This is a genomic window from Micromonospora salmantinae, assembly GCF_022230905.1.
Taxonomy (GTDB): domain Bacteria; phylum Actinomycetota; class Actinomycetes; order Mycobacteriales; family Micromonosporaceae; genus Micromonospora; species Micromonospora salmantinae.
In genome coordinates, this window is record NZ_JAKKFG010000044.1 from 113,137 (window position 1) to 126,156 (window position 13,020).

Consider the following 13,020-nt stretch of genomic DNA (forward strand, 5'->3'; position numbering starts at 1 on the left):
CGCCCGCCGTCTGCGTACCCCATCGCCGCGTCGCGGTCTAGCCGCGACGCGCCCTCGCCCCGCCTCCGCCGATCTTGCACTTTCGATTGGCGTTATGCACCTTGCGCGCTGATCTGTCGGCACAGAAAGTGCAAGATCGAGCAGGCGGGGAGTGGCGGGCGGGGCGGGGTGGGGTGGTTAGCGGGGGGAGATTGAGCGGTAGTGGGTCTTGTCGGTGTTGGCGAGGCTGTAGGTCTGGGAGCGGGACGGGGTCGGGATGACCGCCAGGCCGGGACGGTCGACCAGCAGGGGAGTGCCCGGCGGGACGGACAGGGAGCTGTCCCGGGTGGCCCGCCAGCTCAGCACCACCAGCGGCTGACCGGGCACCGGCAGTTGGTACGCCTGCAAGGGGGTGGCCCGGTCGGCGGGTGAGACGACGGGCGCGCTCCCGTCGGCCGGTCGATAGATCACCGCCGTCATCGCGCCGGCGTCGGTGTCCCAGCTGAGCTGCTGCAACTCGGCCGGCTCGCCGCCGCCGAGGGCGACTTCGCCGAGCGATCGCACGGTGAGCTTCGCCATCGGCCAGGATGTCGGCACCGAGCGTGGGGCGTCCCGGTCCCCGATCCGGCGCGGGATGCTGCCGAAGGGGCCCCGATCGCCGGACAGCACGCAGGTGTCCAGGCCGGTGAGCGCCCGCCGGCCCGTGCCGGACTCGTCGCGGACCAACGGGTAGCGCGGGTCGACGGTGCCGGTGCCCAGGTCGATCAGCCGGTCGGCGGCCCGCCCACGGGGGAGGGACTCCGTGGTCCGCAGGGTCGCCGTCACGCCGACGGCCGTGCAGGACGGCACGTCGACCGGTGCGCTGAGACCATCCGCGATGGTCAACGTCCGGTCCTGTGGCCCGAGGAGACTCTGCACCCGGGCCGAGACCAGGTAACGCCGGCCGCCGGCCGTCTGCACCGGCAGCACGTCGGAGTAGACGAGATAACCCGGATCGGTGTACTCGGTGGCGCGGGTCACCGCGTACCTGTCGCCCTCGCGAGTCAGTTGCAGCAGCCAGGACGCGCTCTCGCCGGGCACGTCGGCGGCCACCAGCGCCACCGGGGCGCCGTCGACCCGACCGGAGAAGAGGATGCCCGACGAGGGCAGGTGCGCGCGGTCGTCGGCCGGCGACCGCCAGCCCCGGACCGCCGCGGTGACCGCCGCCGTCGCCGTCGCGTCCCCGGAGAGGTCCCCCCGGGGCGGCCACACGGCGAGGGTGCCGTCCAGGCTGTCGTACCCGACCCGGAGGTCCTGCGGCTTCCGCTCGGCTACCGGACCGCAGGCCGTGCCAGCCAGCAGCGCGCTCAGCAGGACGGGAAGCGCCCTGCCGTACCGACGGCCTGGAGTCACCTGGCCCGCCCCCGATCGCCTCACCGTCGCTGTGGGAAAGCGCCATAGTACGAGATGTCCGATGCGGCGCCTCAGTTGGCCGGCACCCGAAGCACCATAGTGGACAGCACCGGGGGTTTAGGGTGTTTTGGTTGCTCCGGTAGACTCCGCCGACTGTGACGCCTGCCGAGTCCCGCGCCCTGCCCGCGCCGCACCCGGAGGCGGTAGCCGACTCCGCCGAGCTGGTGAGCTACCGCACACCGGCCGGCCTCTTCGCCGGCCCGCCCGCGCTGGCCGCCCCCACCACAGCGCCGGCCGAGCCCGAAGCGCCGGCCGCCCCCACCACGGCGCCGGTTGAGCCCGAAACGCCGGTCGAGCCTGGAGCGCCGGCCGAGAGCGCGGTGCCGACACGGGCGCGGTGGCGTCGGTGGACCCGGCGTCGGCAGCACCTGGCGGTGGGTGGCCTGTTCCTGCTCGCCGCACTCTGGGTGACCAGCCGGATCTGGCTGGACCCGTCCGGTCGGGTGGCCTCGCTCTACACCGGTGACCCGGCGCAGGTGCAGTTCTTCCTCGCCCACTCGGTACGCGTGGTGCTGCACGGCGAGTACCCGTTCTACACCGAGCAGTTCAACTACCCGGACGGCGTCAACCTGATGGCCAACACGGCCGTGTTGGCGCTGGGCATCCCGATGGTCCCGGTGACGCTGCTCTTCGGGCCGGCGGTCTCCTTCGTGGTGCTGGTCACGCTCGGTCTCGCCGGCACCGCCATGGCCTGGTACCTGATGCTCTCCCGCCACCTGGTGCGTACCCCGCTCGCGGCGGCGGTCGGCGGCTGGTTCTGCGGGTTCTCGCCCGCGATGCTCTCGCACGCCAGCTGGCACCCGAACATCATCAGCCAGTTCCTGCTGCCGTTCATCGTGTGGCGGGTGCTGGTGCTCACCCGCTCCGGAAGACCGGTGCGGGACGGGGCCCTGCTCGCCCTGCTGGTCACCGCGCAGGCGTTCATCAACGAGGAGATCCTGCTCTTCACGGCGCTGGCCTGCGGCGTCTTCCTGCTGGCGGTGCTGGTCCAGGAGCCGGCCCGGTGGTGGGCGGCGTGGCGACCCCTGGGCGTCGGCGTGTTGACCTGCGCGCTGCTGGCGGGGGCGCTGCTGGCGTACCCGCTCTACGTGCAGTTCGCCGGGCCGATGGCGTACCACGGGCTCAGCGACGCGGTGAAGGACTACGGCAACGACATCGCCGCCTTCTTCGCCCCCGGCTCGCCCACCCTCGGCGGCAACCAGCGAGCCAACATCAACCTGGCGCCGAACTACTCCGAGGAGAACGCCTTCTTCGGCTGGAGCCTGTCGATGCTGGCCATCGGCATCGTGGTCTGGCTGCGCCGCGAGTTGATCGTTCGGGCGCTCGCGGTGACCGGCGTGTTCTTCGCCGTGCTCTCCCTCGGCGAGCGGGTCTCCTGGTGGGACCGCGAGCTGATCACCGGGCCGTGGCAGTGGTTGGTCCACCTGCCGCTGCTGGACGCTGTGGTGCCGACCCGGTTCGGGCTCATCACCAGCGTGGTGATCGGCCTGCTGCTGGCGCTCGCCGTCGAGCGGGCCTGGGCGCTGCGGCCGGCCGACCGCCGTACCGTCCACGTGCTCACCGCCGCGGGCCTGGCCTTCGCACTACTGCCGATCGCACCGATGCCGCTGCGGATGGTCTCCCGGCCCCCGGTGCCGGACTTCATCACGGCGGACCGGTGGCGGGCGTACGTCGGGCCGGACCAGACGCTGGTGCCGATCCCGGTGCCCAGCATGGGCAACACGCACGGCATGCGCTGGGCGGCGGCCACCAACCTCGACTTCAAGATCCCCGGCGGTTACTTCCTCGCGCCCCGCAACGGAAACACCGGTGACCCGGGCCGGTTCGGCGGTCGTCCCAGCGGGGTGGGTCAGATGCTGGAGGAGGTGGCGACCACCGGCCGTACGCCCAAGCTGGACGACCGGCAGCGTCGGCGCTTCGCCGACGAGCTGCGGCACTGGCGGGCGGCGATCCTGGTGCTGCCGGTGCGGCAGCAGAACGCCGAGCCACTGCGACGTACGGTCGAGGAGCTGGTCGGCCCGGGCCGCCAGGAGTTGGACGTCTGGGTCTGGGACGTCCGGACGCTCACCGACCGTTCGGTCTGATGACCACCGGGACGACGTCCCCGAACATTTCGCCCCCGGTGACGGTCGGCGCGTTCCGGGCGGCCTGGCTGCGGGACGCGCTGGTGGTGGCCGGCTATCTGGGCCTCGCCGTGCTGGTGACCAGCGGGCAGTGGGGTCACCCGTGGCGGCTGTTCCACCAGGCGGGTGACCAGATCCTCTTCGAGTGGATGCTGGCCCACGCGGCGCATGCAGTGGTCGAGGGGGAGAACCCGCTCTTCAGCACGGGGTTGAACGCGCCCGACGGGGTCAACCTGATGGCGAACACCTCGGTGCTCGGCCTGGGTGTCCCGCTCACCCCGGTCACCCTGCTCTTCGGCTCGCAGGTGGCGTTCTGCGTGGCGGTCGTCGGCTGCCTCGCCGGGACCGCCGTCGCCTGGTACGTGCTGCTGCGCCGCCGGCTGGTCGGCACCCGGGCCCCGGCCGCGGTGGGTGGGCTGATCTGTGGCTTCGCCCCTGGCATGATCGCTCAGGCCGGCGCCCACCTGCACATCGCCGCCCAGTTCCTGGTGCCCGCGATCCTCGCCCTGGTGTTCCGGCCCGCCTCGGAGACGACGCGACACAGCGTGTGGCGGCCCGGCGTCGGCCTGGGGCTGCTGCTCGTCTGGCAGGTCTTCATCGGCGAGGAGGTGCTGGTCTTCCTGGTGCTCGCGGCCGGCGTCTTCGCGCTGGGTTACGCGCTCGCCGACCGGGTGGCCGCACGGCGGCTGGCGCCGGCCCTGTTCGGTCGGCTCGCGGTGGCGGCCGGCGTGGCGGCGGTGCCGTTGGCGTACCCGCTGTGGTTCCAGTTCCACGGCCCGCAGCACTACACCGGGATGGCGTTCGCCACCCAGGGCTTCCAACTGGACGTCGCCTCGTTCACCGCGTCGGCCCGGCAGACCGTGCTGGGTGACGACTGGCTGCCGGGGTTGCTCTCGCCGAATCCGACCGAGGAGAACTCGTTCTTCGGCCCGGGCCTGCTGGTGCTCGCCGTGGTGATCGTGATCTGGCAGTGGCGACGACCGCTGGTCCGGGCACTGGCCGCCTGCGGCGTGGTCTTCGCCCTGCTCTCGCTCGGCCACGAGCTGCGGGTGGACGGTGAGGCCACCGGCATTCCGGGGCCGTACCGGCTGGTCGGCGGGCTGCCGTTGCTCGATCTCGCGGTGCCGGCCCGGTTCGCGCTGATCTGCGTACCGGTGCTGGGTGTGCTGGTGGCGCTGTCCCTGGACCGGGTCCGGGCCGCGCGCGCGCCGAACGCGGCGCCGGGCCTACCGGTGCGGCTGCTGTGGGCCGGCGCGGTCGCCGCCGCGTTGCTGCCCCTGTTCCCGACGCCGATCCGCGTGGTGCCGGTCGCGCCGGTGCCGGCGTTTCTCGCCGCCGGTGGCTGGCGTCCACTGGTGCCGCCCGGTCGGACGGTGGTCGCGGTGCCCCCGGTCACCGGTGCCGCGCGCAGCCCGGTGATGCTCTGGACCGCCCGTACCGGTCTGGGGTTCGCCGCGCCGGGCGGTTACTTCATCGGCCCCAGCGGCCCGGACGACCCGGCGGCCCGCTGGGGCGCGCCGGACCGGCCCACGTCGGTGCTGCTGCGGCAGGTGGCCGAGACCGGCGCGGTGCCGGTGCTGACCGACGCCGACCGCCGCCAGGCCGTCGAGGACCTGCGGCACTGGCGTGCCGCGGTGGTCGTACTCGGGCAGGTGGAGCACGGTGACCCGGTCCGCCGGACCGTCGACGACCTGCTCGGCCCGGGCCGACCGGTCGACGGCGGCTGGTTGTGGGACGTCCGGGACCACGTCGGCTAACTAACTCACCAGGGCGCGCACGTCCCAGACCCAGACGTCGTCGACCCGCTGCGGTGGCCCGAGCAGGGCGGTGACCAGATCACGGAGCACCGCCTCGCGGGGGTGCGCCCCGAGCACCACCACCGACGCCCGCCAGAACCGCAGGTCCTCGACGGCCTGCCGGCGGTTCTCGTCGGTCAGCACCGGAACCGTGCCGCTGTCCATGGTGGAGTAGATGAGGGAGCTGGTCGGCCGGTTCGGCGCACCGAAGACCCCCTCACCCAGCTCGTTCGGGCCGATGAAGTAGCCGCCCGGAACGGGGAACTCCTGCCCGGTCAGCGCACTCCAGCGCAGCGTCGGCAGACCGTGCACGTTGCTCGGGATCGGCACCGGCACCAGGGTTCGACCCGCCGGCACATACGGCCGCCAGCCGCCAGCGGTGATGAAGTGCGGCGGTGGGTCGATCTGCTGGGCGGGCAGCGGGCGGGGGAAGAGCGGCAGCACGGCGAGGGCGACCGCCGCGTACCCCACCGGGCGCAGCCACCGACGGCGCGTGGCGGCCGGCACGGCCGGCTCGTCGTCGGACGTCGCCGGGGTCGCCTCGGCGACCCGCTGGGCCGGCACCCGTGGCCGGTCGGCCACCGGGCGCCCCTGGCGGTGCGCGGCGTCCCAGGTCAACGCGAGCAGTACGCCCACAGCGGCGGCGACCACCAGCGTCAACCGGGTCGGCATCATCATCTCGACCAGCGGCAGGTCGTCCGACACGTACGACCACGGGCCGCGCACACCGGTCTCCACGCCGTTGAAGCGCACGAACGGCCCGATCGCGGCGACACTGAACACCACGATGAGCACCGCGGCGATCCGGGCGGCCAGCGAGCGGCGTACGAGCAGCACCAGAGCCACCACCGAGAGCAGCACCAGCGGCCAACCGAACCAGGTGTTCTGCTCGGTCAGACCGATCGTCTTCTCCACGGCCGGGTCACCGGCCCAGGTGTCGCGGGCGAAGGTGACGAAGGCGACCAGGTCCTCGCCCCAGTTGTGGAACACGCCGCCCTGCAGGCCCCGGTAGGACTGCGGGCCGTTGAACTGGAACCAGATCGGGTACGCGGTGAGCACCAGGGCCAGTCCGCCGGCCACGCCGAGCCCGGCCAGGAACGTGCCGGCGGCGGCCCGGGTGGCCCGCGGCCGCTGCACGGCGTACGCCAGCACGATGACCAGGCAGGCCAGCGCGGTGAGCAGCAGCATCTCCTCGTTGATGAAGATCTGGTACGCCACCAGCGCGCCGAGCACGAGCCCGTTGCGGCGCCACCGGCCCGGCTCACCCAGGGTCAGCACCCGCACCACGATCAGCGGGAGCAGGAAGTTGGAGACGAAGTTCGGTTGGCCGTTGGCGTGGTGGATGATTCCCGGCGCGAAGCCGAGGAACGCGCCGCCGACGAACGCCGCCGCCCGGGAGCGCACCAGGTGACGGGAGAGCATCCAGTAGCCGGTGCCGGCGGTCGCCGCCAGCGCCGCGCCCAGGTAGAGCGCGTACATCACCTGGGGGCCGAGCAGCATGGTCAGCGGGGCCAGCGGCAGGGTCACCCCGAGCAGTGAGGTGTTGGCCATCATGTTCACCCCGTCCGGGGCGTTCTGACGGGCCGTGAACAGCGGGTTCTCCAGGTGCCGCACCGAGTACTCGCCGTGCGCGAACAGCCACTCGAACCAACTGTGATCGGTGGGCAGGTGCGAGGAGACCCGGCCGTTGACGTCACCCCAGTAGTTGAGGCAGACGAAGACGCCCAGCAGCACATAGGCTCCGAGGGCCAACAGGTCGGCTCGGGCCGGACGGCGTCGAGGCCGCCGTGTCGACTCGGCCTCGGCCGGGTCGGCGTCGGTAACGGGTTTCAGCGAAGGGTCTACCACCGGCACAGCCACGACGCGCCATCGTACAGGCGGGGTTCCGTCACGTTTGCCGGGCCGGTGCGCTGACGGTCGGTTTGCCGGACGGTGACCCGTCGGCCAGCCTTACCTGGTGACGGAAGGACGGTCGTTTGTCGATCATCGAGCTGGGCGAGATTCGCGACGAGCCCGCGTCGGCGCCCCCGGTTCACCGCCCGCGCGCCGTCGGTCGCCCGCTGCGCAGCGCGACTGTGCTGTTTCTCAGCCTGGTGGTGCTGGCCGGTGCCGCGCCGACGACGCAGCGAACGGTGAGCGTGGTGCCGGCGTCGCGGACGGCCACCGCGTACCTGGCCGGGGACGGCGTCTTCGTCGTCGATCCGCCGACACCCGACCGGGACCGGTACCTGACCGCGTACGCCCGACCGGCGCCGAGGTGCGGCGGCGGTGGCAGGCGCCGCTGGCCCGCACCGGTGACTACCTCGACGTCCGGGTCGAGCAGGGGTTGGTGTTGGCGATGGCTGTCAACGCCCCCAACCGGCTGTTCCAGACCACCGCCTTCGACATCGCGACGGGCCGGCAACGCTGGCAGCATCCCGGTGCTCCCCAGCCGACAACCGGCGGTGGCCTGCTGGTGACCAATGGTCGGGAGGACGGGTCGGGCGCGATGAGCGGGGTTGAACCCGACACCGGCCTGGTGCTCTGGTCGGCGCCGATCCCGCCGGCCGCCAGCCCCACCTTCCATCTCACGCCCGAGGGGCAGGTCGACCGGTTCGTGCTCCTGCAACCGACCGGCGAGGTGCAGGTGTACGACGCCGGCACCGGCCAACTGCTGCGCAGCATCGACACGCTGCCCGGTGACCGGTCGGCGTACCAGCGGGTGCAGGTCGTCGACGACCTGCTGCTGCTCGTCCCGCCGGGCAGCACCCGGCTGGTGAGCTTCGGGCTGGCCGAGTTGGAGCCACTGTGGACGGCGGAGGTGACGCTGGTGTCGCATGTGCTCGAATGCGGCGGTCTGCTCTGCGCGGTACCGCAGACCGGCGGCCTCCAGGTGCTCGACCCGGCCACCGGCGCCGTGCGGTGGTCGGAACCGGGCCAGGACGTCCTGGCCGACGTCCGGTACGGTCGGCTGCTGATGGCCCGGCCCGGCCAGGGGTACGCGGTGCGGGACGCGGCCACCGGGCAGGAACGGACCGAACTGGGCGCGTGGAGTCTGATGCCGGTGCTGCGCCCGGACGACCCGCTGGTCGGTGTGCGGCGCGGTGACGACGGTCGGATGGTCGTCGCCGAGCTGGACCTGGTGGCCGGCCGAACGCGGATCGTCGACGTGCTGCCGGGCATCGCCGGGAGTTGCCAGGCGTCCCTGCCGGTTCTGCTCTGCCAGCGCCTCGACGGCACTACCGCTCTGTGGAGGTTGACGCGGTGACCGACTCGGTGATTGACCTCGGCGAGCTGCGGGACGCCCCGGACCCGGAGTCGACGCCCCGCCCACCTCGCGGCCACGGTCGCCCGCTGCGCTGCGCGCTGGTCGTGGTGCTCGCGCTGGTCACGCTCGCCGCCTCCGCCGTCGTACCGCCCCGGCCGGCCCCGTTGACGCTGCCGGGCCGGCCCGGGTCGGATGTCATGGTCGATGGTGACCTTCTCCTGGTCATGGAGCCGGCCATCACCGAAGCGCGGCAGGCGCGGCTGGCCGCGTATCGGCTGCCCGGCGTCGAGCCGGTCTGGCAGGTGACGCTGCCGGCGGAAGCTCGGTACTGGGGGATGATTCCGCTGGCCGGGATGCTGCTGGCCACCGGGTACGAGATCGGCCCGGAGGGTCGGGAGACACTCACCGTCGCACTGGACCGGGCGACCGGGGTGTACCGGTGGCAGCAGCCGGGTGCCGTCTCCAAGCTGACCGACGGCAATCTGCTGCTGCGCAACGGCGGCGAGACCGTACCGTCCAGTCTGCGCGCTGTGGATCCGTGCTGCGGCACAGTGCGCTGGGAGCTGTCCGGCCTCAGCCCCGACATGAGGGTGCGGGACACCGGGCACGGGGTGGACCGGGTGGTGCTCAACCAGTCGGACGGGCCGGTCGAGGTACGCGACGCGATCACCGGTGCGGTGCTGGCCCGCGCCGACCTGCGCCCACCCGACGGCGGTCGGATCGGACTGGACCTGACCAAGGACCTGCTGCTGTCCATCGACAGAGGCTCGGGCACTGTCACCGCGTACGAGCTGGACCAGCTCAAGCCCCGCTGGACCCGCGCCAGGGTGCACATCGACTTCGCGCTGGACTGTGGCCCCGTCCTGTGTCTGCGCACCGGCAACAACGAACTACAGGCGCTCGACCCGGCGACCGGCGAGGTGCGCTGGCGCAGCAGCCAGTGGGGGTGGGCCTGGCCGGCCGACGGCCGGCTGTTGGCCAACCTCAGCGGTGTCGGTCCGTCGGAGCAGTACGTAGTGCTCGATGCGCTGACCGGCCAGCAACTGGCCGACCTGGGCCGGTGGGAGCTGTACCAACTCGGTGTCGGCGGCCGGCTGGTCGGCATACGCAGGCATCCCGACGGAGGGGTGCTCGTCGGCGAGCTGGACATCGCCGCCGGGAAGGTGCACATCCTGGACGCGCTGCCCGATGTCACAGGGGGGTGTCAGGCGGTCACCGGTTACCTGGTCTGCACTGCCACCACCACCGGCTCGTACCAGCTCTGGAAACTGACCGACTGATCACCAGTTCGGCTGGGCGGGCGGCGGGGGCAGCGGCACCGACGCGGGTCGCAGCACGTACGCCACCCCGCCGCTGCCGCGTTGCCAGACCGCCTCGAACCGCTGTCGGGGCACTGTGCGACGGACCGCGTCGTCGTCCGGGGCGTACGGGTCGTTGAGCACCGGGTCGCCGTCGGCGGTGAAGCCGACCAGCACCATCAGGTGTCCTCCGGTGTCGTACCCGAGCCCCGGCACCTCGTCGGCCCGGAACGCGGCGGAAACGATCAGGGGGATGCCTGCGGCGACGAACGCCTCCGCCTCGACCAGCGACCGCAGCCGGGTGACGAACGCCTCCACCCCGTGCAGACCGGCGTACGCGGTGTTGAACGGCCAGTTGCCGGCCCCGGCGTACGCGTGGTCGTAGCAGTGCCGGGCGGCGTGTACCACCACCGGACGCGGGCCGGACGGCTCCACCCAGGCGTAGCGGTCCGGCGTCGGCTCGGCGCCCCAGTAGGCGAGCACCATCGAGGTGCAGGTGGGGCTGCACCAGGAGTCCCCGCCACCGCCCCACTGCGGGTACTGGCCGGCGTGCAGCCGCTGCGAGTAGCGGGGCACGTCCAGCACCCGGCCCCGGGCGGCGGACGAGACGGGCTCCGCCGCGTACCAGTGGTCGGCCGTCGTGGGGCCGGTGGCGACCGCGCCGATGCTGCGCAGCACCGGGCCGCTCGGGCTGCCGGCGGGCCGACACAAGGTCACCCGCGTCTGCCAACCGGTGACCGTCGCTCCGGTCACGATCAGGGTGTCGGTGTCGACCCGGGCGCCACTGTCACGCTGTCCGGGCAGCGAGGTGCGCCGTACCGTGTGGTCGTCGGCGGCCCAGCGGGCCAGCCGGTACCAGTCGGTGCTGGGCGCGTCGTCGTGCCAGCCGCGCAGGTCGACCTCGATCCAGCAGCCGTCCGGGGTGTCGGCCGTCCAGGACGGCACCACCTCGGCGACGGCGAAGCCGACAGGCACCGGCGGCGACGTCCAGGTGCCCCGTTCGGCGACGCCGTCGAGGACGAGCCCTCGACCGTCGGCGAGCAGGCCGTCGCCGTCGCCGCTGCCGCTGGTCGTGTCGGCCGGCAGGTGGAAACCCCGGTAGGCGATGTCTCGCCGGGTGGGTGGTGCCGCAGTGGTCATGCCAGGTCCGTCCGTCGCTCGATACCGCCGGCCAGCATCGCGTACGCCGTGGTGGCCCGCAACGCCGGCCGGCGCGGACGGCGAGGGACGATGGTTGCCGGCCGGCACTAGGTTGTCGGTGGTCAGCAGCGAGGAGGCCGGGATGCGGGTACTGGTGGTCGAGGACGAGCGCAACCTCGCCGACGCGATCGCACGGGGGTTGCGCAAGCGGGGGATGGCGGTCGACGTGGCGTACGACGGCGACGCCGGCCACGAGGCGGCGTTCATCACCCGGTACGACGTGGTGGTGCTCGACCGCGACCTGCCGGGTGTGCATGGCGACCAGATCTGCGCCGACCTGGCGGCCTCCGGCGCGTTGACCCGGGTGCTGATGCTCACCGCCAGTGGCACCGTGGCCGATCGGGTGGAGGGGTTGCAGCTCGGCGCGGACGACTACCTGCCCAAACCGTTCGCCTTTGACGAGCTGGTCGCCCGGGTGCAGGCGCTGGGCCGGCGGGCCACCCCGGCCGCGCCGCCGGTGCTGGAACTGGCCGACCTGGTGCTCGACCCGGCCCGCCGGGTGGCCACCCGCGCCGGGGTGCCGGTGGACCTCACCAACAAGGAGTTCGGGGTGCTCTGCGAGCTGCTCAAGGCGCGTGGCGCGGTGGTCTCCAGTGAGGAGCTGCTGGAACGGGTCTGGGACGCGAACACCGACCCGTTCACCACCATCGTCCGGGTCACTGTGATGACGCTCCGCAAGAAGCTCGGCGACCCGCCGTTGATCGAGACGGTGGTCGGGGCGGGCTACCGCACCGCCGAGGTGAGCGCATGAGCCGGCGGCTGCGACCCACCCTGCGGCTGCGGCTGACACTGCTCAACGGGGTGCTGCTGATCGGGGCCGGAGCGATCCTGGTGTTGCTGGCCTGGCTGCTGGTCCGCGACGCGTTGCGCCCCACCGACGAGTTGGTGCCCGGCACGATCGTGCTGCTCTCCGACGGCCGGCAGATGGACGCCGCCCAGTGGCAGCGGCAGTTGGTCGACGCCGCCTCGGGGGAGCTGCTGGCCAAGGGCCTGGTCGCGCTGCTGGCGATCAGCGTGGTCGGGGTGGCCGGCGCGTACGCGGTGGCCGGTCGGGCGCTGCGCCCTCTGCACCAGGTCACGGCGACCGCCCAGCGGCTCGGTGAGGCGACCCTGGACCAGCGGATCGGTTACTCGGGTGCCGACGACGAGGTGGCCGAGCTGGCCAAGACGTTCGACGCCATGCTGGACCGGATCGCGTCCGCCTTCGAGGCCCAGAAGCGTTTCGTGGCGAACGCCTCGCACGAGCTGCGTACCCCGCTCGCCGTGATGCGGACGGAGATCGACGTGACGCTCAGCGACGACGACGCGGACACCGCCGAGTACCGCCGGATGGCGACAGTGGTCCGCGACGCCTCCGAGCGGGCCAACGGCCTGGTGGACGCGCTGCTGGTGCTGGCCCGCAGCGAGGCGCAGGCGGGGCGGCAGCTGGGCCGGCGTACCGAGTGTGACCTCGCCGCGGGCACCGCCAACGCGCTGTCGGCGATGCGCCGCGAGGTGGAACGGATCGGCCTGCGGGTGCAGACGTCGCTGGAGTCCGCGCCGGTCGTCGGTGACCCGGGGCTGCTCGACCGGCTGGCCGGAAACCTGATCGAGAACGCGGTCCGCTACAACCACCTGCACGGTCGACTCTGGGTGCGTACCGGGACCGACGGTGACCGGTCCTGGCTGGTGGTGGGGAACACCGGCTTCGAGGTGGACCAGGCCGACGTGCCGGGGCTGTTCGAGCCGTTCCGCCGTGGTGGCCGGGAACGCACCGGAGCCCGTGGCTCCGGCCTCGGGTTGTCCATCGTCCGGGCGGTCTGCGCCGCGCACGGCGGCAGCGTACGGGTGGTCGCGCAGCCCGGCGGCGGCCTGGAGGTGACTGTCACCCTGCCGTCGTCGGACGCCCCGGTGGTCAACGGCGCGGTGCCCAGCCCCGGCTGAAC

The 13,020-nt window shown here is 72.8% G+C and carries 9 protein-coding genes; 6 read left to right on the forward strand and 3 right to left on the reverse strand.

The genetic code is table 11. The features are described 5' to 3' along the window. Positions 1–177: 177 nt before the first annotated feature. On the reverse strand, positions 178–1,371 hold the full coding sequence (locus tag PSH03_RS28150) for a hypothetical protein (protein WP_372494895.1): 1,194 nt from the start codon (positions 1,369–1,371) through the stop codon (positions 178–180). A gap of 269 nt (positions 1,372–1,640) precedes the next feature. On the opposite strand from PSH03_RS28150, the gene PSH03_RS28155 reads away from it, so the two are divergent. Then, a complete protein-coding gene (locus PSH03_RS28155) occupies positions 1,641–3,515 on the forward strand; it encodes a DUF6311 domain-containing protein (protein ID WP_372494905.1) in 1,875 nt (624 codons plus the stop codon). Then, positions 3,515–5,311 (forward strand): DUF6311 domain-containing protein, encoded by a 1,797-nt coding sequence (locus PSH03_RS28160; protein ID WP_238690898.1) that lies wholly within the window; start codon positions 3,515–3,517, stop codon positions 5,309–5,311. Before PSH03_RS28155 ends, PSH03_RS28160 begins: the two co-directional genes overlap by 1 nt. Here PSH03_RS28160 and PSH03_RS28165 read toward each other — a convergent pair whose 3' ends face one another. Continuing rightward, positions 5,312–7,198, reverse strand: coding sequence for a DUF6311 domain-containing protein (locus PSH03_RS28165; RefSeq protein WP_238690978.1), 1,887 nt, complete (start codon positions 7,196–7,198; stop codon positions 5,312–5,314). A gap of 409 nt (positions 7,199–7,607) precedes the next feature. Between PSH03_RS28165 and PSH03_RS28170 the strand changes: the two genes are divergently transcribed. Further along, positions 7,608–8,597, forward strand: coding sequence for an outer membrane protein assembly factor BamB family protein (locus PSH03_RS28170; protein WP_238690900.1), 990 nt, complete (start codon positions 7,608–7,610; stop codon positions 8,595–8,597). Further along, entirely contained in the window at positions 8,594–9,877 is a 1,284-nt protein-coding gene (locus PSH03_RS28175) for an outer membrane protein assembly factor BamB family protein (RefSeq protein WP_238690902.1), read from the forward strand. Before PSH03_RS28170 ends, PSH03_RS28175 begins: the two co-directional genes overlap by 4 nt. Here the strand turns inward: PSH03_RS28175 and PSH03_RS28180 are convergent, their stop codons facing one another. Beyond that, positions 9,878–11,035, reverse strand: coding sequence for a C39 family peptidase (locus PSH03_RS28180; protein ID WP_238690904.1), 1,158 nt, complete (start codon positions 11,033–11,035; stop codon positions 9,878–9,880). It abuts the gene before it with no gap. 142 nt (positions 11,036–11,177) lie between these two features. Between PSH03_RS28180 and PSH03_RS28185 the strand changes: the two genes are divergently transcribed. Next, the gene (locus PSH03_RS28185) at positions 11,178–11,846 is read left to right on the forward strand and encodes a response regulator transcription factor (RefSeq protein ID WP_210785180.1); all 669 of its coding nucleotides are present in this window, start codon (positions 11,178–11,180) and stop codon (positions 11,844–11,846) included. After that, positions 11,843–13,018 (forward strand): sensor histidine kinase, encoded by a 1,176-nt coding sequence (locus PSH03_RS28190; RefSeq protein ID WP_210785181.1) that lies wholly within the window; start codon positions 11,843–11,845, stop codon positions 13,016–13,018. Before PSH03_RS28185 ends, PSH03_RS28190 begins: the two co-directional genes overlap by 4 nt. Positions 13,019–13,020: the final 2 nt, after the last annotated feature.